Below are 25,442 nucleotides of genomic sequence, written 5' to 3'. Positions count from 1 at the left end.
CAGGATGACATCTTTTAAAATTTACCGGGAGGCAGACCCGCTATTACATGAAGCTCAGTGGAGAGCCGAAGAACCCGATAAATACGCTATATGGGCGGTTGGAAATGAAGAAGAAATGAGAAAGTTGAACCTGAAAGAATTGCCTGGCGTCAGTAAGGTTAACATCTCTAAGCCATGGAAAATGAAGGGTGGCCATGTCATGCCAAGCCCGCTATTCGTAATTTTTGATCAAAACACGGCTATCTTTTTGGCAGCAGACCATCCTCAGCTGGTGGATTATCTTGAAAAGAAATCGATGCAATAGGAAAAAGGGTGCTGAATAATGGCGGCACCCTTTTTTGTTTTGTCCCATTTAATTGTTAATTGAAGGGAATAACCACAATAATTCCTTGATGCTTGAAGGATGGTAGTTAATCTGGAGGAATAACGACGATAATCTCAGGGATTCTCGTGATATGGTAGTTAATTAGGAGGAATAACGACGATAATCTCAGGGATTCCTGTAATATGGTAGTTAATCTGGAGGAATAACGACGATAACCTCAAGGATTCTCGTGATATGGTAGTTAATCGGAAGTTAAAACGATTATCGTCCATGTTTTATCCATCTCAGGCACCGTAAAATGTGAACATTCATCGAAAGTTATCATAGGGAACTTAACTTATTAAAAAAATAAATATTAACCCAAGAAATCAATAAAAAGCTGGCAATTTTATCTACATTTAATAAAAAAGCCAAAATATTATATACCTATACTAGTAAATGTGTCAATGAAGTTAATCAATAGGAAGAGAAGCCATTTTTTTGCTCCGAAAATAGCTAAATTTTTATACTAATATTTTTACATTTAATAGAAATAATAGGTATAATAGTCCCGAAAGCGCAAGAATTGTCGTAATTTTGTGTATTTATAGCAGGATATCTGCTTAGTAAGTCTCCTCGTACCTGCTTCTCCTAAGAATGTTGCCCTCACCATGAACATAATTTATTGGCAAAATAAATTTTTCCTTAACGGAAACTAAAGCGCTATGTTTAAAAGGGGTGTGATAGCGTTACAAAAATAAACTCTCTCTTGCCTAAGCCTGGCGGACTCACACAAGAGAGAGAGGTGAAAGGAGTATACCTTTCCATGTAAGTATACTCCTTTTTATTAAAATGTGAAATATGTCACAAATATTTTAAAAAGGGAGATGAATAAATATGGTGAGTAGTAATAAAGAAAAGTTTGTAGTAAGGCGGGATACAATGGCCATTCTACCGGAATCCACGTCGAGCGGAAACTACTCAAAAGTAATTGAAGGGAACCATAATTTTTGTGTAGATTTATCGCCATACCAGTTAATGAATGAAAGTCTTTTGCATTATTGCTCTGATTTAAAGGGAGCGATACGGGGAACAAAAACGATTCTGGGGAATATACATATTCCGCCTGTACGCATTAACGGCAATCCGGATATGTACTGGATCCCTCACATATCACCAAAACAGGCAGACTGTGTTTGGATTGCTCTGCATCATATTGCCGATATAGCCTATTATTCTAAAAAACATACACGTGTAATGTTGAGCAATGGCTGTATGATTAATTTGGAGATTAGCATAAAACAGCTTCAATCTAGAATTGATTCTGCTGAACAGCTTCAGTACAAAATGAAGAAAATAACGGATAGGACAGGAACCTTCATGCTTGATCCTGAATATGGCATGGAATTTATACGGGATGAATATAACAATTACCGAAATAAACATTTAAAGCAAATCTTTTAAAATAATCAGCAGGATTAACGAGCCTGTAAATGGAAAAGAACTCCTAAGAAAGCATATTAAAAAGGGAGGCTCATTATGAAACTTCAGGATTGCAGGGCAATAATCACTGGCGGTGCTTCTGGGCTAGGCGAAGCGACTGCCAGGAAAATAGCAGGATGTGGCGGAAAAGTACTTATTGCTGATCTGGCAGAAGAGCGTGCGCAAAAGCTTATGGAGGGTTTGGGAAAAAATGTCATCTTTATAAAAACAGATGTCACAAAGGAAGACGACGTCCAAAGAGCAGTTGCATATGCAGCAGATCAATTTAGGTATATTAATACGGTTATTAATTGTGCCGGAATAGGGATTGCTTCTAAATTACTGGGCCGCAAGGGGATTCATAAGCTTGAAACATTCTCAAAAGTTATTTCTATTAATCTTGTAGGGACTTTCAATATAATCAGATTAGCTGCGGACCAGATGACAAAGAATGAACCGAATGAACACGGAGAAAGAGGGGTCATTATTAACACGGCTTCTGTTGCAGCCTTTGAAGGGCAAATAGGGCAGGCAGCCTACAGTGCTTCAAAGGGCGGTGTGGTCAGCATGACTTTGCCAATCGCCAGAGAGCTTGCCTCTTATGGTATCCGTGTTATGACAATCGCTCCAGGTTTATTCCATACACCTATGTTTGAATCACTCCCGGAAGAGGAAAGAAATTCTTTGGGGAAAATGGTGCCTTTTCCATCAAGATTAGGGTATCCGGAAGAATATGCAAAGCTGGCTGAAAGCATTTTGGAAAATCCGATGCTGAATGGAGAAACGATCCGCCTGGACGGGGGTATTCGCATGCAGCCAAAATAGGAATAAAGAAACCTAACCTTTCAATTGTGAAGAAGGTTAGGTTTTTTGAAATTTATATTTCTAAATGTTCTAAAAATAATGACTATTATTGTACAATATATATGAAAGCCTTTGCAAAGGCGGAAATGCATCAATATGAACTATGGCAAGAAAATTTATGGATTCGGAGGGAAAGCGATGGCTGCACCATACATACAGGAAGAGCATGAAATTTTTAGAGGCTCTTTACGCAAATTTTTAGAGAAGGAAGCCTATCCGAATTATGAGCAATGGGAAGAGGACGGGATTATTCCTCGTGAGTTTTGGCGCAAAATGGGTAAGCAGGGCTTTTTATGCCCTGATATTGAAGAGAAGTATGGCGGTAGCGGAGTGGACTGGGGCTTTGCGGTTGTCATCAATGAAGAGCTTGAACAAGTAGGTTCAGGTCTTGTCGGAATCGGGCTTCATAACGATATTGTAGTTCCATACATAACTGCATACGGAACAGAGGAACAGAAAAAAAGATGGCTGCCAAAATGCACTACTGGGGAAACCATCACCGCGATTGCCATGACTGAACCAGGGGCTGGTTCGGATTTGGCAGGGATTAAAACGACAGCAAAGCTTGAAGGGGACCATTATATTGTGAATGGCGAAAAGACCTTCATAACAAATGGAATCCATTCAGATTTGATAATCGTAGCCTGTAAAACGGATCCGAATGCCGAGCCGAGGCACAAAGGAGTAAGTTTGCTTGCGATAGAGAGAGATACACCCGGTTTTAGCCGGGGAAGGAAGTTAAAAAAAGTAGGTCTTCATTGCCAGGACACAGCTGAGCTGATTTTTGAGGACTGCAAGGTTCCAAAAGAGAACTTAATTGGTGAGGAAGGAAAAGGCTTTTTATATTTAATGGAAAAACTGCAGCAGGAACGGCTTGTAGTCGCAATCGCCGCACAAGTGGCAGCAGAAGAAATGCTTAGATTAACACTTGAATATGTTAAGAACCGCCAGGCATTTGGAAAGCAAATCAGCCGATTCCAAAACACTCAATTCAAAATAGCTGAAATGGCTACGGATATTGAAATGGGAAGGGCCTTTCTTGACAATTTAATTGCCGAGCATATGGAAGGCAAGGATGTGGTTACAAAAGTATCCATGGCGAAATGGAAATTGACAGACAATGCCCGGAAAATTGCCGCTGAATGCATGCAGCTTCATGGCGGCTATGGCTATATGGAAGAATACGAGATTGCCAGAAGGTTCAGGGATATTCCGGTCGCCAGCATATATGCCGGTACAAATGAAATCATGAAAAGTATTATTGCTAAAAATATGGGCTTATAAGGAGGAGCAAATATGCGTGAAGCTGTCATTGTAGAAGGAGTGCGCACCCCTGTCGGCAAAAAAAATGGACTTTTAAAAGATATCCGGGCCGATGATCTGGCTGCAGAGGCTTTAAAAGCCCTGGTAAATCGTGCTGGCATTGACCCGGTCATTATTGAAGATGTCATCCTTGGATGCGTATCGCAAATTGGAGAACAAACAGGGGATATTGCGAGGGTAGCCGCTTTGATTGCCGGTTTTCCTATTGAGGTTCCTGGAATAACTATTGACCGCCAGTGTGGTTCAAGCCAGCAGGCTGTCCATTTCGCTGCACAGGCTATTTTAGCCGGAGATATGAATGTTGTCATTGCAGGCGGAGTTGAAAGCATGTCCCGTGTGCCTATAGGCTCCAGCTATCAAGGTGTTGGATTCAGCAATAATTTGACAAGCAGGCATGAAATTATTCATCAGGGATTATCGGCAGAACGAATTGCAGAAAAGTATGGATTTACAAGAAAACAATTGGATCATTACTCATATGAAAGCCATCAAAAAGCACTGAAGGCACAAGCTGGAGGCTATTTTGCCCGGGAGATTGCACCAGTGGAAGTGACTCTGCCTGACGGACAAACCGTTACAGTTAAAGAAGATTCCGGACCCCGGAAAGGAACATCTGTAGATGCCCTGTGCAGTTTAAAAACAGTTTTCAAGGAAGATGGAGTTATTCATGCAGGCAACTCAAGCCAAATAAGTGATGGGGCAGCTGCCCTTTTGATTATGTCCCGAGAAAAAGCTGAGGAACTGGGGCTTAAACCGAGGTTTAGGATTCTTGCCCGTTCAGTGGTAGGTTCTGATCCTACTTTAATGCTGACAGGACCGATTCCGGCAACAGAAATAGTCTTAAAAAAAGCCGGTTTATTAATTGATGAGATTGATGTTTTTGAAGTGAACGAAGCTTTTGCCCCTGTCCCGCTTGCCTGGCTGAAGGAAACAGGGGCCGATCCGGGCAAGCTCAATCCTAACGGCGGTGCGATAGCGCTTGGCCATCCGCTTGGAGGAAGCGGAGCCCGCTTAATGGTCACCATGATGCATGAATTGGAAAGGACCGGAGGACGCTACGGCCTGCAGACAATGTGCGAAGGCCATGGAATGGCAAATGCAACAATTATTGAAAGATTAGATTAAAAATATGGGGAGGAATGAAATTGACGACTACAATTGGGAACATTTTTGATTTAACTGCTGGGAAGTTTCCGAACAAAGAAGCTTTGTATGATGTCAGGAAAAATCTGCGTTTTACTTACAAAGAATGGAGCCTGGAAATTAATAAACTCGCAAATGCCCTATTAAATGCAGGTGTAAGGAAAGGCGATAGGGTTTCAACCTATTTATTTAACACCGAAGAATTGGCAACTGCGTTTTTTGCCTGTGCTAAAATTGGTGCGGTGTTCAATCCGATCAACTTCAGGCTGATGTCCGAGGAAGTAGCTTATATTCTCCAGGATGCCGAACCAAAAGTAGTGTTATTTGAGCAAATGCTGGAATCCGGCATTACTCCCATTGCTCAGCGTTTCCCCCACACATCCTTCTGGTACATTGATGAAAACGCGCCCGAATATGCAGCATCTTATCGAGAAAAAGTCGATTTGGCACCACACACCGATATTGAAGGGGATATAGAAGAGAATGACTTATACGCCATCATGTACACTAGCGGTACAACCGGGAGGCCAAAGGGTGTGGTTCATCGCCATCGGGATATGGTGGAACAAAGCCTCATCGTCATCGGGGCAACAAAGCTCGAAAGCAGCGATAATGGCCTCGTAACCGCACCTATGTTTCATTGTGCAGAGCTTCATTGTGCCTTTTTGCCCCGTGTGCATGTGGGTGCAAAAAATACAATCCTCCATCATTTTGAACCGAAAGAAGTTTTACGGTTAATTACTGAAGACAAAATTACAAAATTTTTCGCGGCACCAACAATGTGGAATATGCTTCTGCAGGAAAACCTCAGTGATTATAATCTTGAAAGCCTTAAACTGGGGCTTTACGGGGCAGCTCCGATGGCTCCTGCACTCGTTTATGCTTGCCGCGAGAAATTGGGTATTTCCCTTGTGCAGGCATATGGAATGACGGAGATGGGCCCTGCTATCTCGTTCCTGTCTGAACACGACCAGATCAGAAAAGCAGGCTCCGCGGGGCAGGCATGCCTAAATCATGAAATACGAATTGTCCGGCCAAACGAAAACGGCCCGTCAGATCCGGAAGATACCGTTCCAGCAGGAGAAACAGGCGAAATAATCGTGAAAGGCCCATGTATGATGAGTGGCTATTTCAATCGGGAAGAAGCTACCCAAAATGCGATGCATGGCGGCTGGTACCATTCGGGCGATATTGGGTTCCTGGATGAAGAGGGGTATCTATTTGTAAAAGACCGTGTCGACGACATGATCATAAGCGGAGGAGAAAATATCTATCCACGTGAAGTAGAAGATGTTTTATATACGCATAATGGAGTTCTTGATGTTGCGGTAATCGGCCAGCCTGATGACCGATGGGGAGAAACAGTTACGGCATTTGTTGTAAAAAAAGATCCTTCCCTGACAGAACAAGCGCTGGACGAACTTTGTAGAAACAGCATCGAGCTCGCCAATTATAAACGGCCAAGAAAGTATGTATTTTGTGATGTCCTGCCAAGAAATGCAAGCGGCAAGATCCAAAAATTCATGCTTCGCAAACAGCTTGAAGATTTATTTGCAGATGGGAAAATATAAGCCGCAGAAAGGATTGCATGATGTTAAAAGGCATAAGAATAATCGACTTTTCAAATTATCTCCCAGGCCCATATGGCTCAATGAGACTGGCGGAACTGGGAGCTGAAATCATTAAAGTGGAACCGGTAAATGGAGACCCGGGCAGACATTTAGATATCAAAATCGAGGGTACAGGTGCTGTATTTGTGGCCAATAACCGCGGAAAAAAAAGCATAACGCTGGATTTAAAAAAGGATGATGGGCGAGTTGCTGCCCTGAAGCTGATAGCTGAAAGTGATGCTGTTCTAGAAAGTTTCCGTCCAGGTGTTATGAAAAAGCTGGGGCTTGATTATGATTCAGTTAAAATGCTGAAACCAGATATCGTCTATTGCTCCCTTACAGGCTACTGTGAGAATGAAGGCTACCGCAACCTGGGAAGCCATGACTTAAACTATATGGCAGTCAGTGGGGTCCTTGCCCAGTTAAAGGATCGAAACGGAAGGCCAATTCATCCCGCCAATACAATGGCAGATTATATGGGAGGCATGGCAGCGAGCGAAAGAATACTGGCTGCTTTGCTTTCCTGTAAGCTTACCGGCAATGGCGGTTATCATTGTATTTCCATAGCCGAGGTTATGGCTTCAATCATGGGAAACCATTTGCTGATTGAGAATGAGACAGGCTATTCAAATGGAATTTCTGTTTTAAATGGGGAAATCATTGCTTATTCAATCTATGAAACATGGGATAAACGTTTCATGGCACTTGCTGCTCTGGAGCCTAAGTTTTGGGTGAACTTCTGTAAAGCAACGGGGAGGGAAGATTGGATCGAGGCTCAGTTTTCCAAGACTAATGGTGATAATCCTATTTTTATGGAAGTAACGGAACTATTCATAAGCAGAACAATGAGGGAATGGTCCGAATTTGGACAAGCAGTTGATTGCTGCCTGACTCCTATATTGGAAACGGAGGAACTGAAAGACTTTCCACTTTACAAAAGAACTTTTGAAAAAAACCTAAGTTATCCTGCCATTAAGATGCATGGCGGTTTAAAGTCAGAAGTGGCATTGCCACCAAAAAAAGGCGAGCACACAGAAGAAGTTTTAACAAGGGAATCTCAGCGGAGAAAATAAAGTCTATGAAAAAAGAGAAAGAACTTTAAAAGTAAGCAAGAACGTTTCATGGGCTGGCGGCGCTGAGTTTTGTAAGATAAAAACTTCTGAAAGCAAGATGGAATCAGAAGATAAAAAAATGAAAAGACCCTTAATCTATAAGTTAAGGGTCTTTTCATTGGCTAAGAATAGATAATAGTAATACTCCCAAAATCAATACGAATCACTGCCCTGATTAGATTGGTAAAGCCCTGAAAGAACCAGTCGGATGTTATCGCTTTTTTTTAATTCTTTTAAAAGTAACGTGGATGTTACATAGGTGACAACAAACGTGTTGTTATTAAAAGTGGTATGGGAGTCGATGATTGTTCCGCCGTTTAGTACCTCCTTGTCTATACAATAAATAATGAAAGCTTAACGATTGTTGTATGGACAAGTAACCATGTGATGTATTTTTGCTGTCGCTATTTGAAAGAAGGCAACTGTGTACAAGGATTAAATGATATAATGAATGGGAATACATACTAAAATAAACTTTTTGTAAAATTTGGAGTGTGATGGTCACGAGTGCGTTTTATTAAAACAATCCCAAACATGGTTACGTTGGGTAACTTATATTGCGGTTTTCTTTCAATTGGTTTTGCTGCCAATGGACAATTCAAAAATGCAGCTATTCTCATATTAATTGGCATGATGCTTGATAGCATGGACGGCAGGCTCGCCAGAATGCTGAAAGCGGATAGTACGCTTGGAAAAGAGCTGGATTCACTGGCAGACATTGTTACGTTCGGAGTTGCACCCTCGTTTTTGGTATTTTATACATACTTCTTTCAATTTGGAATACTTGGATTAATTGTTTCCGGTCTTTTTCCATTGTTCGGAGCCTATCGATTGGCCAGATTTAACATAAGCCCTCCGAAATCCTCGCTGAACTATTTTATCGGAGTGCCCATAACCGCAGCCGGAGGTATTATGGCTATTCTGACACTGTTTGGTGACCGGATTCCCAATATCATCACAACGGTTGTGTTCACGGCACTATGTTTTTTAATGGTAAGCAGAATACGAATTCCCAGCTTTAAGGAAGTCCCTCTTCCAAAATATGGGACAATCGTTACAATCTTTTTGGGAAGTGTATTATACGTTATCTATAAGGGTTCATATGGACCATTTCCCAACTTGATTTACATTGCCATTCCGCTATATATAGCGTATTTGGCCTATAGGTTTATTAAAGGAAAAAATAAAAAAGACATCGATTAGCAGACTCTTTTAAAAGGGTCTGTTTTTTTAGTGAACAGAAAAAAAGGCCTAACTGGCCTTTTTACTTGTAGAAGACTTTGTCAATATTATATTTTGCTTGCAGTGTATTGATAATATAGGTTTCATAAATTTCCCGTTCCATGCTATCTTCCACATAGATAACGGCAATTTTATAGACTTCATCACGGTGATTTTTGATTGGCGATACATTGTCTTCAAAATGCTTTTTGACACGCTGTCTTAATTTGCGGGCTTTCCCTACAAACAGCAGGTCTTCATTCACATCAAAAAACAAAATCATGCCGCCTTTGTCTCTGGGAATCTTATGGTAATCTGTGAAGCCATAGACACTGCTAAGCTCACTTTCGCTTGCTTGTCCTGTTTGCCTGTTTTTTGTAATCACGAGATTTGGTTCAGGGATTTCAATTTTAATCAATATCATCACTTCCTATTCTGAACTAAAGGGTACCATAAATTTGCTAAGTAATCCACAATCCGGAAAAAAACCGATAATTGCATTTATTTTGTCCAGAGTCAGGATTCATGATTCAAAACTTGCACGAAAATCTAAAAATACCTCTCAGCACCCGTGTAGTGAATAAACTAAATGGTGCCTGGAAATGGAAAAACTTCATAAAGCGCCCGTATAGGCAGAAGAGGTTCCTGTTTGGACAGGGAAATTTTAGAAGCAATTAGCTCTGTTAAGGATTTCCGCACAAGAATCTCAGCGGACCCCGGGGGCTCTCTTTGATACGTATTCCCGCTGGGCATTGAATAAGCATCTTCGAGCAAGCACCGCACGAAAATGCGAATGCATTTTCGAGGCTCTCACGCCTTACGCTCAAATCAACATAGGACAAAATCAATAATGAGCTTTAACAAAGCAAGCAATTAAAAAAGGATCCCTTCAGATCCTAGTAAGCCTTTATTCTTTCCTTTCTTTTATTTGTCATGCTCATAAGCAATTCATTGTTAAGTGAGCGTGCCATATTAAGCGTAAGATCGAGCACCTTTTTCAATCCTTCCTTCTGTCCGCTATTAACAGCAATATGGTCGCATTTGATTTCGTTTTCCACACATATGCTGTTGCGCCCAACAGGGTAGGTGATGTGCCCAACCTCATGCCAGATAATGGCTTCTTTAACTTCACTATCTATACAAAACTTCTCATAATCATAAACGACAATAAACCAGTCATACCGGGGATCGAGTGATTGATAAAACATTGTTAGAAGTCTGCAGTCAATATTCCATAAACGCAGCCAACGTTCGTCCCGTAATCCAAAATTTTTTAATACAGTCTGTTTATCTTCGACGATGGCAGCTTTTCCGGAAAGGCCGTAACGGGGAGGATATAACTCTTCGCATACACAGATCAAGTGAAATTCTCCTTTTTTAAAATGTTCTACTAGCATTGTTATGTATATTTTTGAGTTTTAATCAATATGTAATTTAAAAATAAGCTATTTATTAATTTGTTAGAAAAAATGTTATAAATGTTCGTTTGGTATGTGAAAATATTCACAAATATATTGTAGAATAATGTCATTTTTAAGACAATAAACCCGTGGTTGATAGGCTAAATTAACGCTAGAGGTGAGAGGACATGTGTGAACAACATTGCAGCACTGAAAAAAAATGAAAGCGGCAGTGGTACATGAATTTAAAGAAAACCTGGCAATTGAAAACATAAAAATTCCATTAGTAGGATGTTTTAGTGAAAATCAAAGCTTGCGGCATTTGCCATACAGATTTGCATGCAGCCCATGGAGACTGGCCGGTAAACCAACACTTCCGCTCATATCTGGCCATGAAGGTGTAGGGGAAATTGTTGAGGCCGGAGAAGGAGTTACTCACTTGAAGGCAGGAGACAGGGGTGTGTTCCTTGGCTGTATTCCGCTTGCGGACAATGTGAATATTGCTTAACAGGACGTGAAACTCTTTGCCATAACCAGCTAATGCCGGCTATTCAATCAATGGCGGCTGCGCAGAATATTGCCTGGCAGATGAACGCTATGTAGTAAAAGTTCCCGATTCGCTTGATTATGTTGAAGTTGCACCAATCTTTTGTGCAGGAGTGACTACATATAAAGCCCTTAAAGTCGGGGAGGCAAAACCGGGTGAATGGGTGGCTGTTTATGGAATAGGGGGACTAGGCCATGTGGCAGTCCAATATCCTAAAGCAATGGGATTAAAGGTCGTTGCAGTTGATACGGTTGACGAAAAACTAGCAGCTGTCAGAATACGCAAGGCTCCAACTCGTGCTTGTAGAATGGGAAAAACAGTGAGAAAGGGAACAAATCGTCTTCATTAGTGCCCGTTAGAAGGAAAAAGCAGAGAGAAAAGGAACTAATCGTCCTCATGAGTACGTTTTTCAATTTCCTGAACGATAATCTTAAAGTCTCCTAAATTCTCCTATATCTATAGTGAAAAACACATCCACATAAGGAAATTGTCATATCAAAAATTCAATGAACATAAAAATGAGAAAGTGCTGGGGTCTGTGAAAAAATATTTTTAAGAAAAAAAGGAAAAAAGTATTGTATAAAGAATATTTAAACTATTCATAATTTTATAAAATATATTTCGCTGCTCGAAAAAAGGAGGATTGAAAGTTTGGGAATTTTAGAGATTAAAGATGTCACACTGCGATTTGGCGGAGTTGTTGCTCTGGATCATGTCTCTTATGAAGTGAAGGAAGGAGAGATTTTTTCACTCATTGGGCCAAATGGTGCAGGTAAGACGAGTATGCTGAATTGCATTAGCGGTCTTTACAGGCCGGCTTCCGGGTCGATCAATTTCAAGGGGGAAGATATAACCCGCTATAAGCCCCATAAAAGAGCCAGCCTTGGAATTGCCCGGGCATTCCAGAATATTGAACTTTTTCCTCATTTATCGGTTTTGGACAATCTTATGCTCGGCCGGCATGTAAGGATGAAAACAGGGGTTCTTTCAGGAGGCCTTTATTGGGGAAAAGCGCAAAGAGAAGAAGTTGAACATCGTGAAAAGGTTGAGCAGGTAATCGATTTCCTCGAAATTGAACACATACGGAACACGCCTGTGGGTACACTTTCCTACGGTTTGCAAAAACGGGTTGAAACCGGCAGGGCGCTTGCATTGGAACCAGAGATCCTTCTTTTGGATGAACCAATGGCCGGGATGAACAGCGAGGAAAAAGAGGATATGGCACGCTATATTATCGATATCCACGAGGAAATGAATACAACCATTATTTTGATAGAGCATGACATGGGAGTTGTCATGGATTTATCCGATCATATTGCAGTGCTGGATTTCGGCAAGCTGATTGGCTATGGGACACCAGAAGAAATCCAGAATAATCCTAAAGTAATAGAAGCTTATCTGGGAGAAGAAGATGCCGTATAAAAAACAAAAAGCGGCTGTAATTATATCTTAATTTTTATGGAGGGGGGATCAATTCGATGAGCTTGACATTTCCGCAGCTTTTAATTGAAAGGGTTTACAAAAATGGTTCGCAAGTAGCTTTGAGAGAAAAAGAGTTTGGTATTTGGAACGAACTCACATATGCGGATTTTTTAGACCAGGTAAAAAACTTCAGCCTTGGGTTGGCAACACTGGGGTTTGAAAGAGGAGATAAGCTTGCCATTATGGGCGATAACAGGCCTGAATGGGTAATCAGTGAATTGGCGGCACAAAGCCTAGGCGGGATATCCGTCGGGATCTATCAGGAATCCCTTTCAACCGAACTCAACTATATTATCAATGATTGTGATGCCACGATTGTGGTAGCTGAAGATCAGGAGCAAGTGGATAAACTCCTGGAGATAAAAGAAACAATTCCTAAAGTGAAAACGATCATTTATTACGATCCTAGAGGAATGAGAGATTATCAGAAGGAATTTCTGCTTAAATTTGAAGATGTGCTGGCACTGGGCAATACATTCAAATCACAGCACCCTGCATTTTTTCAGCATGAAGTTGACAAAGGTACCACAGATGATGTCGCCATACTTTCCTATACTTCCGGAACAACCGGAAATCCGAAAGGCACCATGTTAACCTATCAAAATCTTGTAGAAATGGCTAAAAATCTATCAAGCATAGATCCGCTGACAGATAAGGATGAATATGTCTCTTTTCTGCCGCTTGCCTGGATTGGCGAGCAAATGATGACAATCGCTATGGGACTATATAACGGGATGACGATTAACTTCCCGGAAGAACCGACAACTGTATTGGAGGATTTGCGGGAAATTGGCCCACAGGTAATGTTTTCGCCGCCCAGAATCTATGAAGACATGGTTTCCCGCTTTCAGGTGAAGATTCAGGATAGCGGCTGGCTGAAAAGAAAGGTATATAACTGGTGCAAGCCAATTGGTGAGAAAGTCGCTAAAGCCCATTTTGAAAATAAGCCGATAAGTTCGGGCACAAAACTTCTATATAAAATTGCGGACTACCTAATGTTCAGTGCCATTCGAGACCATTTAGGGCTATTGAAAATCAAGCGTGCCTATACGGGAGGGGCTCCGCTTGGACCGGATGTGTTTGAGTTTTTTCACAGCATCGGAGTAAATGTGAAAAGCATTTACGGCCAAACAGAGGTTTCCGGTATTTCAATTGTGCATCGAGATGGAGACATCAAGCTGGATAGCGTCGGCATACCCATCCCAGGAACAGAAGTGAAGATTTCTGAGGAAGGTGAAATTCTTATTAAAAGCTCAAGTGTCTGTAAGGGCTACTACAAAAATGAAAAAAGTACGAAAGATACCATTCAGGACGGCTGGCTGCATACTGGGGATGCCGGCAGGCTTGATGAGGAAGGGCATTTGTATGTCATTGACCGGATTAAAGATGTTATCCGCCTTGATACCGGTGAGATGTTCTCTCCGCAATTTATTGAGAACAAACTGAAGTTCAGCTCCTATATCCAGGAGGCTGTAGCAATTGGCAAGGACCGGCCTTATGTGGTTGCAATGATAAATATTGATATGAAGAATGTGGGTCGGTGGGCGGAGAAGAACCAGATCAGCTATACAACCTATACAGATCTGTCCTCTAAGCCGGAGGTCCTTGATTTAATTGAAAAACAGGTCCAGGAAATCAATCAGTCTCTTCCTGAAAAAGCCCGTGTGAAGAAATTTGTCCTGCTATACAAAGAATTGGATGCAGATGATGAAGAACTAACGAGAACAAAGAAAGTACGCAGGCAATTTGTTGCCAAAAAGTATGAATTGCTTATTGATGGTCTATACACCGAGGATAAAAAGATTAAGGTTAATGGAACCATCAAATATCGTGACGGTATAGAACAAACCATCCAAACGACACTTCAGGTCATCTTTATGGATGAAGGAGAGGGGGCAGCTTAAATGATCTTTTTCTTGCAAATGCTTGTAACAGGAATTGTAGTAGGAAGTGTCTACGCATTGGTGGCATTAGGTTTTGTATTAATCTATAAATCCAGCGATGCCATCAACTTTGCACAGGGTGAGTTCCTTTTGATTGGAACCTATGTGTGTTTAACGCTTATTACAGCATACAACATACCTTTTGTGGCCGCATTGTTAATTGCATTAATATTTAGTGCAGTTCTTGGCTTTGTCATTGAACGAATCGTATTAAGGCCATTTATCGGAGAGCCGGTTATTTCGATGATCATGGCAACCATTGGTTTATCCAGTGTGCTTGCCGGGATTGTTCATATTATTTGGGGGCATGAAACACGTGTATTTCCAAAGGTTTTCTCTGAACAGCCGGTTAAGCTGGGAGAAATCGTGATAGCACCGGTTTATCTTTGGTCACTTTTAATCGTATTTATCATGCTTGGCATCTTTACCCTCTTTTTCAAATATTCAAAGCTTGGCATTGCAATGAGGGCCACTGCAGATGACCAGCAGGCGGCTATGTCAATGGGGATTAGCGTCAAAATGATTTTTGCTGTAGCCTGGGCAATTGCTGCGATTGTTTCAGCAGTCGGAGGAATCCTGCTTGGGAATATTAATGGCGTTAACGCTTCCCTTTCGGCTATCGGATTGAAGGTTTTGCCGGTTGCCATCCTTGGAGGGCTAGACAGTATTCCGGGCGCCATTATTGGCGGGCTCATTATCGGCATACTTGAAAGCTTGACTGGCGGTTACCTGGATCCATTGGTTGGAGGCGGTCTGAAAGAAGTGATGCCGTTTGTCATCCTCGTATTAATCCTGATGTTCAAGCCATATGGTTTGTTCGGAAAAAAAGAAATCGAGAGGGTGTAAACGATGAGAAATCCCTTTGTAATGGATTGTGGAGAATTCCATGTGAATTATAAACAGGATATGGCCATCTGGAAAATTTCCAGAGTGCGGATGCGGGTATTCATTCTGCTGGCTGTTTTCGCGGTATTCCCGATGTTTGCCTCCGATTATGTGATTGGTTTAGCTACACTTTGTGGAATTGCTGCAATTGGAGCAATCGGATTAAATATTTTAACCGGTTTTACCGGGCAGATTTCAATAGGGGTAGGTGCATTTCTAGGTGTGGGAGGTTATACTTCTGCCATTCTGACAGCCAAGCTGGGGTTAAGCTTCTGGATTGCCATGCCGACTGCAGGTATTATTACGGCGGTTGTGGGCGGATTGTTCGGTTTGCCATCGCTAAGGCTGAAAGGACTGTACTTAGCTATCGCTACCCTGGCAGCACAAGTGATTATCCTGTTTGTCATTTCTCGCTGGGACTCGTTAACAGGCGGAACAGCCGGAATGGTGCTATCAAGGCCGGAACTGGGCGGATTTGTTTTTTACAGCGAGCGCAGCTATTACTATCTGATGTTTGTTGTTCTGGTTATTACAACCATATTTACCCTCAATCTCTTCCGCTCTCGGGTTGGCCGGGCATTTATAGCTGTCCGTGACCGTGATGTGGCAGCAGAAGTAATGGGAATTGATTTGTTTAAATATAAGGTATTGGCATTTATTGTAAGTTCCTTTTTCGTTGGAATTGCAGGTGCCCTGCTGGGCCACTATACAATGGTGGTAAGTCCAGAGCTGTACAGCATTACAGTTTCCATTGAGTATTTGGCAATTATACTCGTAGGCGGATTGGGCAGTGTGTTCGGGTCAATTTATGGAGCCGTGTTTATAACACTTCTGCCAGTTGTCCTTAGATCTGGGGTTGAGCTTTTAAGCGGAGTTTTCCCAGACTTATCAGCTGTCTTAATCGGCATGAAGGAAGTTGTATTCGGACTGGTAATCATCTTGTTCTTAATCTATGAACCACAGGGACTTGCGAAGATCTGGAAGAATATTAAGGATTATTTTAAGCTTTGGCCGTTTTCATATTAATTCCCGGGCAATAATATCTGAAAATTTTGAAAGTGTATTTGATAGGAAGTATACTTTCAATTTTTAATAAAAAAAGAAGGAATAAGGGGGAGCAAAATGAAAAAATTTTGGGCAGGTTTATTGGCAGCAACACTAATGACTGGAGTGCTGGCTGGCTGTTCAGGCGGCGGTGAGGAAGCAGCGGCAGATAAAAAAGGCGCGGTAAAAATCGGCGGTATTTTTGACCTGACAGGCGGTACCGGTGATGTAGGCACACCTTATGCAGAAGGGGAAAAAGCATTTTTTGAATCCATTGCCGGCGAGGATATCAACGGAAATAAGCTGGAATTAATCGGTGATGATTATGCGTACAAAATTCCTGAAGCACAGAAGTTATATCAAAAGTTAAAATCCAAAGATAAAGTTGCTGCCATTTTAGGATGGGGTACGGGTGATACTGAGGCCCTTCGCCAGCAGGTTGCAGCTGACAAACTTCCATTTATCTCAGCTTCTTACTCTGAGAACCTAAAAAATATTGATGAAAGCCCATATAACTTCCTGGCTGCCGCTTCCTATTCAGACCAGGCAAGATCTGTATTAAAGTGGATAAAAGACAATCATACTGGCGGTACACCGACTGTAGCTTTAATTTACAATGACACCGCATTTGGGAAGTCTCCAATCGAAGATGCCAAGAATTATGCCAAGGAGAATGGCATAGAAATTGTTGATGAACAAATTGTTGACTTGAAGACGCTCGATGCAACATCACAATTATTGAATATGGAAAAGAAAAATCCTGACTATGCGATTATTAACCAAACATGGGGAGCAACGGCAACAATTCTAAAGGATGCTAAAAAGCTTGGTTTGGATACACAATTTATTGGTTTAAACTGGGCTACTGGGGAAGGTTTGCTTCCAATTGCCGGCGATGCTGCTGAAGGCTTTATCGGTGTCGTAACTCATGCATTCCCGTATGAAGACCTTCCAGGAATGGAAGAGGTTAAAAAGTATGTAGAGAGCAAGGGTGAAAAGCTGGAAGACAAAAACCAGAAGTTTATCCAGGGCTGGGTGTCTGCCAAGATTATGGTTGAAGGCATAAAGCTTGCTGAAGATCCGACAACGGGCGAAGGCATCCGTGCTGGACTTGAGAAAATTTCAAACCTTGACCTTGGAGGATTGGCTGCACCAGTTACATTCACAGCCGACAGCCATGCAGGCACAAATCAAATCCGTTTGGCAGAAGTTAAAAACGGGAAGTTCGAAGTGTTCACAGACTATATCGGCTACTAAACAGACTGGGGGCGAGGTTGATAACCCGCCTCCTGTTGAATTTTAAGGGTTCAAGCTGTTATTAGGCGAAATTGTGAACTTAGCGAATAAAGTGGGGGATTTAGCGAACAATCTGAAAGGATTGGCGAATAAAATGCTTAAAACAGCAAAGAAATGTCAGATTTAGAGAATAAAAGTCGAAAACTGAAGAATAAACTTGAAACGGCTTAATAGATAAAGATAATAACAAAGGAAAATCAAGTTCAGCGAGATAAGAAGCTAGGAGGATAAAGCATGCTGACAATTAACAATGTCGAAGTAATGTACGATAAGGTCATTCTTGTTCTAAAAGGGATGTCAATGGTCGTTCCTAAAGGGAAAATTGTTGCCCTGCTCGGTAGCAATGGTGCCGGGAAGACGACTACACTGAAAGCTATTTCCGGTTTGCTAAAAAGTGAAAATGGCGAAGTAACTGATGGTTTTATCGAATTATACGGCGAGCGGATTGATGTAAGCGATGCAGAAACCATTGTGAAAAAAGGGATTTTTCAATGCATGGAAGGCAGACGCGTTTTCAAGCATCTTTCTGTAGAAGATAATTTAATTGCTGGTGCACATACCCGGAAGGACCGGAAAAATATTAAAAGTGATATCCAAAAAGTGTATCATTATTTTCCGAAGCTTGAAATGCTGAAGCACCGCCAGGCGGGCTATCTATCAGGCGGGGAGCAGCAAATGCTCGCCATCGGCAGAGGCATAATGGCCAAACCTAAAGTGCTTCTCCTGGATGAACCATCGTTAGGACTAGCGCCGCTATTAGTGAAAGAGATCTTTGGCATCATAAAAAAAATCAATGAAGAAGAGGGAACGACTATTCTCGTAGTTGAACAGAATGCAAATGTTGCTCTTTCGATTGCAGACTATGGCTATATCATGGAAAATGGCCGGATCGTGATGGACGGGACAGTGGAACGATTGCTTTCCAATCAGGATGTTCGCGAATTTTACCTGGGCATGGGCGATAAAGGCCGGAAAAGCTATAAGGATATTAAATCCTATAAAAGAAGAAAGAGGTGGCTATAGGTGGAAAAGCTGAAGGATATGATTCAGTATGCATATGAGAAAGTTCCGGGTTTTAAAAGGCAGCTTGATGCAGCCGGCCTAGCACCCTATGATATTCAATCGATCAAGGATCTAGTGAAAATTCCTGTACTTAAAAAAGATCGTTTGCCTGAACTGCAGGCTGCCATCCAGCCTTTCGGAAACCTTGCCGCCATGAAGCCAAATGAAATGGCAAGGATCTTTATGTCACCAGGCCCAATCTATGACCCGCAAACCCATGAAAAAGATTTTTGGCGTTTTTCAGAGGCACTTCATGCGGCTGGTTTTGGCCATGAAGACATTGTACAAAACACTTTCTCCTACCACCTGTCACCTGCTGGCTTTATGTTTGACTCGGCTCTTCGCGAATTAGGGGCAACTGTGGTTCCCGCAGGAACAGGAAACCGGGAGCTGCAAATCCAAGTGATGAAGGATGTCAAAGTAACCGGTTATGTAGGAACACCCAGCTTCTTTAATCTATTGCTTGACGCAATAGAAGAAAAGGGATGGAAGATCGGCAAGGAAATAGTCATTGAGAAAGTATTTTTTACGGCGGAAATGCTCACTGTACAAATGCGGAAACGGTGCGAGGACAATGGCATTTCAGTTTTTGAAGGATATGGGACAGCGGATTGCGGCTGCCTGGCGTTTGAGGATAAACAAGGGCCCGGTCTAAAAGTGACGGGTACAGCCATTGTGCAAATTTGTGATCCGCATACAGGGAAGGAAGTTTCAGCAGGTGAGGGGGAGGTGGTCGTTTCGCTTTTTGATAAAAACTACCCGCTCATCCGGTTTGGGACGGGTGACCTTTCACGCTGGGTTGAAGGCTATGAAGGGAAAAGGATTGCGGGAGTGCTCGGCCGTGTAAGCGATGGCGTTAAAGTGAAAGGAATGTTCGTAAGAGAAAAGCAGCTTTCAGAAGTCTTAGAGGGAGCAGGATATTCAGCTTTCCAAGCTATTGTCACAAATGATAAGGGACAGGATGAGTTTAGAATTTTAGTAGAATCCGAAGCTGAATTACAATCTGGATTAGCTGCCAAGATTCAGGATGTCATCAGGGTTAAGCCCCTTATAGAAAGAACAGCTTGCGGCAGGTTTAAAAAGGAAGAAAAAAAGCTAGTAGACAAACGGAATTACGAATTAAAAAAAGTTTAGATTGATGGAGGGCTGACAAGCCTTCTTTTTTATTGTGCCGGATTAACGACGATAATGGCCAAACTAAGAGAAAAAAGGTAGTTAAGTAAGCAGGATTATCAACGATAATAAGTAAACAAATAGAACAATGGTCGTTAACAAACCAGATTAACAACCAAATTGCCTATCAACGAGAAGGAAGGTCGATTGCTTTTTTATTCTGACTCTCCACCACCAAAAACAATCCCTTATAATAAGAAGTCAAGTTTGTCACCTGCAGTCCGGATTCCTGGATGGTGTGCAGTGTGTCACGGTTTAGATGGCAGCCATCGCATACTCGTTTCCAAAGAGGATTTAAGGCTTCCTGGGCAAATGCGAGAATGGGATGATTCATTTTCACATGTTCAAAGAATAGTATTTTTGCATGGGGTTTGCTTACCCTTTTGATTTCCTGCAGTGCTTTTTCAGGGTCTGGAATCGTACAGAAAACAAGTGTAGCAACAACTGTGTCAAAGGTATCATCAGGAAAATTCAGGCCTTCGGCTGATTGCTGATGGACTTGAATGGGAACAGCTGCAGCAGCCTTTCGCGTATAAGACTGTTCGATCATTCCTGGATTTGGTTCAATGGCATCAACATGTTCTGCGTTTTTATATAATGGAAAGTTGATGCCAGTGCCTGCACCAATTTCCAATATACGACCGGTAGCATGCGAGAGAATCTCTTTACGTATTTGCTGGAATTTCCGTTTTTCTAGCGGCTGCATGGCTAGATCATATATGGATGGGAAAAAGTTTCTCATTATGTTCATCTCTCTTTTCTTGTTTACGTTCCTTTCTCTATTTTACCTTTTTGCAAAAATGAAACAAGCTGGTACCTTAATAATAAAAGTACCAGCTTGAATGATTATAGTTTGTTTTCGAACATGTCGTTCAGCTTTTCGTAGGTATCCGGATACTTAGCCTCATATTGCAGGTAGGTTGGAACAGGGTAGCGGACCCCGCCTTTGTGAGTTTGCTTTAACCCATCAATGAACTCCTCCGCCATGGAATAAGGAATTGTAAAGGCCATTTCATGATCATGAGTCTGGCCGAAAACACGATCACCGTAACATGGCAGAATGACTTGCGGTTTATCGGCCTTAATTGTTTTAATGACGATATCAGCACAATCAGCTCTTGCGGTAAAGGTAGAAGTGATTTCCCCGCCTGTATGATAGAGGGCTCCGGCAACCATCCTCATAACCTGTGCAGAATTCCCATAGACTGCGATCACTTCTGGTTCAAAAGCTGCCCTTCCCAGTGGAGCCATCAAAACTGTTCCCGCTTCTTCTCTCGTAAACTTTGGAACAGCCGCTTCCGTTAAAGCTCCCAAATCACATGTTTTTGTGTACATGCCATCTGTCAGGCTTCCATTGGTGTAATAGTCCAGTTCTTCTTCAAATCCAAATGCAATTTTGGCAATTGGGCAGGATAAATCCTCTCCACCCATGGCAAGAGCCCAACCATATCGCCTTGCCATTGTAACACCCTGGCAGATGCTGAACGTTTTGCCGAAATCTTTAGCAGGACGCTTTACCCGATCAGGCATAATTTCCTCTTTTTTCATTACCCTAATAGCAAGTGGAAAGGTGTCAGGCCGCACATATGTATGAATCGCAGTTTCCAGCTCCGATAGCATTTGTGTATGGACAGTTTGCTGCATCATTAAACCTCCTTAAAAGCTTGTAAATATAATATTCTGTAAATTATATGGTTTAACCTGCTTATTTAGGAGTAAAATCTATCAGATATCTGCTCTCAGTGTAAAAGACTTTTTCAGTGATCTCTGTAATTTTGGCAATAAAGCAAACGATACAAATGTTACGGCTAAATCCAGAGGGAGATATGCCGCCATCCACCCCCAAGCCATACTATAGCTGAATCCTTTAGGGGCATCTGCCCATAGCTTAAGAGAAAGGTACATCCAGTTCGTTCCGATAAAATAGTTGCATAGTATACTTAAAAAACCTGCAAATATGTAGTGATTTCTTGTTGCTTTCCTTTGCTCAGCAACTAATTTTCCTGTTACAAAAGCTACAAGAACAAAAGATAGAATGAATCCAAAGGTCGGGCTTAATATCTGGGCAGGGCCGCCTTTAAATTGTGCAAAAACAGGAACCCCTATTAAACCAATAAACATGTAAACAAGCATTGCCATTGAGCCTATTCGGCTTCCGAGAATACCTCCAGCTAAAATGGCAAACAGAAGCTGCAGTGTGATTGGCACACTTCCAATCATTAAAAAAGGTGACAGATTTGCACCAATTCCCATTAGGGCGGCAAATAAACCGCAAAGCACCAGATCCTGTGTTTTTAATCCTTTCATATTTAACCCCCTTATTTTTTGTCAACTCAATATTATTTTGGTTAACATTTAATTGAATTATATATTCTCATATGTTAACCTCTTTGTAAATAAGGTTTACAAAAGGGGGTATTTTTATTAAAAGTTTATTTATTACCGGTACTGATACGGATGTTGGCAAGACGATGGCTTCTACACTCCTGACGGGCTACCTAAAACAAAAAGGAGTAAAAATTGCATCATACAAACCCGTACAAAGCGGTGCAGATACTTTACATGGAAAACTTACAGCGCCTGATGTTGAATTTTATAAGCTTGCAAATCCTGAGCTAAATGACAAAGAAGCTTATACATATCTATTTAAAAAGGCTTGTTCTCCGCATTTGGCAGCCCGGGAAGAAGGAACAAGGATTGAGCAGGAGAAGATCATTGACCATTATAAACAACTGGAAGCAAAATCCGATTTAGTCCTGATTGAAGGAGCTGGAGGAGTAATTGTCCCTTTAACGGATGCGGGTTACTCTATGCTTGACTTAATGAAGGAATTAGCAGTTCCGGCTGTTGTGGTTGCGCGGACTGGAGTCGGCACTATCAATCATACAGTCCTTACGGTTGATAAGTTAAAACAAGAGGGTGTACCAGTTGCCGGGGTTGTTATGAATCAATTACATATAGGAGATCCAGCTGTCGAGCTGGACAATCAATGGATGATTGAAAAGCTTACTAAAGTTCCTGTTATTGGCGTAATTCCTTATATGGAAAACCCATCTGAGGCAATCAAAAATCCTGCATTGCTGGAAAAAGTATTTTCTAAGTTTGATATATTGGAGGAGATCGCAATTGATAAACAAACAAGCTCTTTTAGATAGCAGTAAAAATCATTTATGGCTTCCTTTTACTCAAATGACTGATTATGAGCGCGACCCGTTAATTATTGAAAGCGGTGAGGGCATAATTCTAAAGGATATAAACGGGAAGGAATATTTGGATGGCTATTCCTCCCTTTGGCTGAATGTACATGGCCACCAGAAAAAAGAATTGGATGAAGCAATTAAAAAGCAACTAGAATTAATTGCCCATTCCACGCTTTTAGGAGCGGCCAATGTACCGGCTATTGAGCTTGCGGAAAAACTAATAGAAATTACGCCTGAAAAAATAAGGCGGGTGTTCTACTCTGATTCCGGGGCAACGTCTGTTGAAATCGCGGTTAAAATGGCGTATCAATATTGGCAAAATCTAGGGAAGGAGAGGAAAAAGAAGTTTGTGACCCTATCCAACAATTATCATGGAGATACGGTTGGCGCAATAAGCATTGGCAATGTGGATCTTTTTCACCGTGTATATGGCTCGCTAATGTTTGAGTCTATAAAAGCGCCTTTTCCGCTTGTATATCGTAATCCATTGAAAGATGAACAAGAAATAAGGGATTGTGCACTGTCAGAATTAAGAACAATTTTTCATGACCATCATGATGAAATTGCAGCTATTACAGTAGAACCGCTTATGCAGGGAGCGGGAGGGATGAATGTGATGCCCAAAGGCTATCTCAAAGGATTAGAAGAGCTTTGCCGGGAGTTCAATATTCTTTTAATTGTAGATGAAGTCGCTACAGGGTTTGGCCGGACAGGAAAAATGTTTGCGGTCGAGCATGAAGATGTCCAGCCGGATATAATGACTGTTGCTAAAGGGATAACCGGAGGCTATCTCCCAATTGCTGTAACGCTTACAACAGAAGAAATTTATGAAGCATTTTATGGAGAATATGAAGAAATGAAGACTTTCTTCCATGGACATTCCTATACAGGCAACCAGCTGGGCTGTGCCGTTGCTTTGGCAAATTTGAAAATTTATGATGAAGAGAAGATTTTGGAACAGGCAGCAAAAAAAGCAGAGTTTATCAAGTCTGAATTAGAAACATTAAAAAAACTTGCACATGTTGGAGATATCCGCCAGGCCGGTTTGATGTGCGGGATTGAACTCGTTCAAAACAAAGATACAGGGGAAGCTTATCCATGGATAGAGAGAATAGGTTATAAGGCAACTCTCGAAATGCGGGAACGGGGAATGCTGACAAGGCCGCTTGGAGATGTTGTGGTCTTTATGCCGCCGCTTGCGAGTACGGAGGAACAAATAAGGAAGATGGTTGAAATAATGGCAGACTCTATTAAAGCGGTAACGGAAAAAGAAAAGTCAGCAGTTTGAGAATTTATTTGATGAATGCTTGGGAAAATTATGCCCAAGCGTTTTTGTTTTGTTGACATGAAACCAAATGGTTTTATATAATAAAAAGCGAAACCTAATGGTTGTACTTTTTATTGTAGAGGAGAATTCATGATGGAAACACTGCAAGATATCAAACAAACCGTTATCTTTAATGCGCCAATCGAAAAAGTATGGAAGTCAGTCTCTACATCAGAGGGAATTGAATCCTGGTTTATGCCGAATGACTTTAAGCCTGAGTTGGGTTATGAGTTTCATTTGCAATCACCGTTTGGTCCGTCTCCATGCAAGGTTATTGAATTGGATGAGCCAAATCGTCTTTCTTTTACTTGGGATAAAGATGGCTGGGTAGTTTCGTTTATTTTAAAAGATCTGGGCGGAAAAACAGAATTCACTCTTATTCATGGAGGATGGAAGCAGCCTGATGCTGTTCTTCCGAAAGCTAATGAGGAAAGCGCGGTTATCCGTGAAAGAATGTCACATGGCTGGACTGGAATTCTGGAGAACCTTGGCAAGGTTGTAGAGAAATAATGAGTTCGTCTGCCCAGAAACATGATGTGTTTCAGGCAATTGCCGATCCGACTAGAAGAGAAGTTCTAAGGCTGCTTGCTGAAAAAGAGCGTCCAATTTCCGAGATCAGCGCTCATTTTCCGATTAGCCGTACGGCGATATCGAAACATCTTCACATATTATCAGAGGCTGAATTGGTCAGCGGGAAAAAGGTTGGAAGGGAAAAAATTTATCATTTGCAGCCCGAACCGCTGACAGAATTAAAGCAGTGGCTGTCGTTTTACGAGCAATTTTGGAATAATAAGCTGCTAAAGCTCAAACATATTGTTGAAGACGGTGATGATGGGCTGAATATAGTGGAGAAGGATGAAAAAAGCAAATGATTTTTCAGAAAAAGAGCTTGTGATAGGCTCTTTTTTCTTTTTAGGGAGAAGTTTTGGCCTATGGTGATAAAAATACTGCATTTTTTAAATTAGAAAGAATGAACATCGTCAACATTGCTATTTTTATCGTCAACTTCCGGTTAAATTTAATC

General features: G+C 41.6%; 24 protein-coding genes and 1 pseudogene. 20 read left to right on the top strand and 5 right to left on the bottom strand.

Annotated elements, in window-relative coordinates; all coding sequences use genetic code 11:
• Nucleotides 1-4: 4 nt before the first annotated feature.
• The 8 genes from DFO73_RS13480 to pssA all read left to right on the top strand — a co-directional run bounded on the left by DFO73_RS13480 (nt 5) and on the right by pssA (nt 9,041).
• Nucleotides 5-304 carry a hypothetical protein gene (locus tag DFO73_RS13480; RefSeq protein ID WP_142669525.1) on the top strand — a complete coding sequence of 100 codons (300 nt, stop codon included), beginning with the start codon at nt 5-7 and terminating at the stop codon, nt 302-304.
• 897 nt (nt 305-1,201) lie between these two features.
• Nucleotides 1,202-1,768: a competence protein ComK gene (locus DFO73_RS13475; protein WP_110065256.1), complete on the top strand. Its 567-nt coding sequence runs from the start codon at nt 1,202-1,204 to the stop codon at nt 1,766-1,768.
• Nucleotides 1,769-1,843: 75 nt separating this feature from the next.
• The gene (locus DFO73_RS13470) at nt 1,844-2,611 is read left to right on the top strand and encodes a 3-hydroxyacyl-CoA dehydrogenase (protein ID WP_110065255.1); all 768 of its coding nucleotides are present in this window, start codon (nt 1,844-1,846) and stop codon (nt 2,609-2,611) included.
• Between the two features lie 177 nt (nt 2,612-2,788).
• Entirely contained in the window at nt 2,789-3,934 is a 1,146-nt protein-coding gene (locus tag DFO73_RS13465; protein WP_110065334.1) for an acyl-CoA dehydrogenase family protein, read from the top strand.
• A gap of 12 nt (nt 3,935-3,946) precedes the next feature.
• Nucleotides 3,947-5,098, top strand: a complete 1,152-nt coding sequence (locus DFO73_RS13460; RefSeq protein WP_110065254.1) for a thiolase family protein — start codon at nt 3,947-3,949, stop codon at nt 5,096-5,098.
• A 20-nt stretch (nt 5,099-5,118) separates the two neighbouring features.
• Nucleotides 5,119-6,687, top strand: coding sequence for a fatty acid--CoA ligase (locus DFO73_RS13455; RefSeq protein ID WP_110065253.1), 1,569 nt, complete (start codon nt 5,119-5,121; stop codon nt 6,685-6,687).
• A gap of 20 nt (nt 6,688-6,707) precedes the next feature.
• Nucleotides 6,708-7,799: a CaiB/BaiF CoA transferase family protein gene (locus DFO73_RS13450; protein WP_258309469.1), complete on the top strand. Its 1,092-nt coding sequence runs from the start codon at nt 6,708-6,710 to the stop codon at nt 7,797-7,799.
• Nucleotides 7,800-8,345: 546 nt separating this feature from the next.
• On the top strand, nt 8,346-9,041 hold the full coding sequence (pssA, locus tag DFO73_RS13445; RefSeq protein WP_110065252.1) for a CDP-diacylglycerol--serine O-phosphatidyltransferase: 696 nt from the start codon (nt 8,346-8,348) through the stop codon (nt 9,039-9,041).
• Between the two features lie 61 nt (nt 9,042-9,102).
• Here pssA and DFO73_RS13440 read toward each other — a convergent pair whose 3' ends face one another.
• The gene (locus DFO73_RS13440) at nt 9,103-9,477 is read right to left on the bottom strand and encodes a nucleotide excision repair endonuclease (RefSeq protein ID WP_110065251.1); all 375 of its coding nucleotides are present in this window, start codon (nt 9,475-9,477) and stop codon (nt 9,103-9,105) included.
• A 478-nt stretch (nt 9,478-9,955) separates the two neighbouring features.
• A complete protein-coding gene (locus tag DFO73_RS13435) occupies nt 9,956-10,420 on the bottom strand; it encodes a hypothetical protein (RefSeq protein ID WP_110065250.1) in 465 nt (154 codons plus the stop codon).
• A gap of 259 nt (nt 10,421-10,679) precedes the next feature.
• Here DFO73_RS13435 and DFO73_RS29850 point away from each other — a divergent pair.
• The 8 genes and pseudogenes from DFO73_RS29850 to DFO73_RS13395 all read left to right on the top strand — a co-directional run.
• Nucleotides 10,680-11,271, top strand: a pseudogene (locus DFO73_RS29850) (alcohol dehydrogenase catalytic domain-containing protein); the annotation flags it as partial.
• A gap of 386 nt (nt 11,272-11,657) precedes the next feature.
• The gene (locus DFO73_RS13425) at nt 11,658-12,428 is read left to right on the top strand and encodes an ABC transporter ATP-binding protein (protein ID WP_110065249.1); all 771 of its coding nucleotides are present in this window, start codon (nt 11,658-11,660) and stop codon (nt 12,426-12,428) included.
• A gap of 56 nt (nt 12,429-12,484) precedes the next feature.
• On the top strand, nt 12,485-14,392 hold the full coding sequence (locus DFO73_RS13420) for an AMP-binding protein (protein ID WP_110065248.1): 1,908 nt from the start codon (nt 12,485-12,487) through the stop codon (nt 14,390-14,392).
• The gene (locus DFO73_RS13415) at nt 14,393-15,277 is read left to right on the top strand and encodes a branched-chain amino acid ABC transporter permease (protein ID WP_110065247.1); all 885 of its coding nucleotides are present in this window, start codon (nt 14,393-14,395) and stop codon (nt 15,275-15,277) included.
• Between the two features lie 3 nt (nt 15,278-15,280).
• The gene (locus tag DFO73_RS13410) at nt 15,281-16,342 is read left to right on the top strand and encodes a branched-chain amino acid ABC transporter permease (RefSeq protein WP_110065246.1); all 1,062 of its coding nucleotides are present in this window, start codon (nt 15,281-15,283) and stop codon (nt 16,340-16,342) included.
• A 96-nt stretch (nt 16,343-16,438) separates the two neighbouring features.
• Nucleotides 16,439-17,617, top strand: coding sequence for an ABC transporter substrate-binding protein (locus DFO73_RS13405; protein ID WP_110065245.1), 1,179 nt, complete (start codon nt 16,439-16,441; stop codon nt 17,615-17,617).
• A gap of 273 nt (nt 17,618-17,890) precedes the next feature.
• Entirely contained in the window at nt 17,891-18,679 is a 789-nt protein-coding gene (locus tag DFO73_RS13400) for an ABC transporter ATP-binding protein (protein ID WP_110065244.1), read from the top strand.
• Nucleotides 18,680-19,852: a phenylacetate--CoA ligase family protein gene (locus DFO73_RS13395; RefSeq protein WP_110065243.1), complete on the top strand. Its 1,173-nt coding sequence runs from the start codon at nt 18,680-18,682 to the stop codon at nt 19,850-19,852.
• Nucleotides 19,853-20,018: 166 nt separating this feature from the next.
• Here the strand turns inward: DFO73_RS13395 and DFO73_RS13390 are convergent, their stop codons facing one another.
• From DFO73_RS13390 to DFO73_RS13380, 3 genes are all read right to left on the bottom strand, one after another.
• Nucleotides 20,019-20,633: a class I SAM-dependent methyltransferase gene (locus DFO73_RS13390; protein ID WP_110065242.1), complete on the bottom strand. Its 615-nt coding sequence runs from the start codon at nt 20,631-20,633 to the stop codon at nt 20,019-20,021.
• A 104-nt stretch (nt 20,634-20,737) separates the two neighbouring features.
• The gene (locus tag DFO73_RS13385) at nt 20,738-21,538 is read right to left on the bottom strand and encodes a DUF169 domain-containing protein (RefSeq protein ID WP_110065241.1); all 801 of its coding nucleotides are present in this window, start codon (nt 21,536-21,538) and stop codon (nt 20,738-20,740) included.
• A 78-nt stretch (nt 21,539-21,616) separates the two neighbouring features.
• Nucleotides 21,617-22,198 (bottom strand): biotin transporter BioY, encoded by a 582-nt coding sequence (locus tag DFO73_RS13380; RefSeq protein WP_110065240.1) that lies wholly within the window; start codon nt 22,196-22,198, stop codon nt 21,617-21,619.
• A gap of 89 nt (nt 22,199-22,287) precedes the next feature.
• Here DFO73_RS13380 and bioD point away from each other — a divergent pair, with 89 nt between their 5' ends.
• The 4 genes from bioD to DFO73_RS13360 all read left to right on the top strand — a co-directional run bounded on the left by bioD (nt 22,288) and on the right by DFO73_RS13360 (nt 25,290).
• Nucleotides 22,288-23,046, top strand: a complete 759-nt coding sequence (bioD, locus tag DFO73_RS13375) for a dethiobiotin synthase (RefSeq protein WP_309043206.1) — start codon at nt 22,288-22,290, stop codon at nt 23,044-23,046.
• A 34-nt stretch (nt 23,047-23,080) separates the two neighbouring features.
• Nucleotides 23,081-24,379 carry an adenosylmethionine--8-amino-7-oxononanoate transaminase gene (bioA, locus tag DFO73_RS13370; RefSeq protein ID WP_375137325.1) on the top strand — a complete coding sequence of 433 codons (1,299 nt, stop codon included), beginning with the start codon at nt 23,081-23,083 and terminating at the stop codon, nt 24,377-24,379.
• A 132-nt stretch (nt 24,380-24,511) separates the two neighbouring features.
• Nucleotides 24,512-24,928: an SRPBCC family protein gene (locus tag DFO73_RS13365; RefSeq protein WP_110065238.1), complete on the top strand. Its 417-nt coding sequence runs from the start codon at nt 24,512-24,514 to the stop codon at nt 24,926-24,928.
• Complete coding sequence (locus DFO73_RS13360; protein WP_110065237.1) at nt 24,928-25,290, top strand: ArsR/SmtB family transcription factor; 363 nt, start codon at nt 24,928-24,930, stop codon at nt 25,288-25,290. The genes DFO73_RS13365 and DFO73_RS13360 overlap by 1 nt, the downstream gene beginning before the upstream one ends.
• The last annotated feature ends 152 nt before the right edge of the window (nt 25,291-25,442 follow it).

Origin of the sequence: Cytobacillus oceanisediminis, assembly GCF_003182355.1 — a bacterium.
In the GTDB taxonomy this organism is placed as follows: Bacteria; Bacillota; Bacilli; order Bacillales; family Cytobacillaceae; genus Cytobacillus; species Cytobacillus oceanisediminis_A.
The sequence above is the reverse complement of the archived record's forward strand: the minus strand, read 5'-3'. Positions and strand labels throughout refer to the sequence as shown.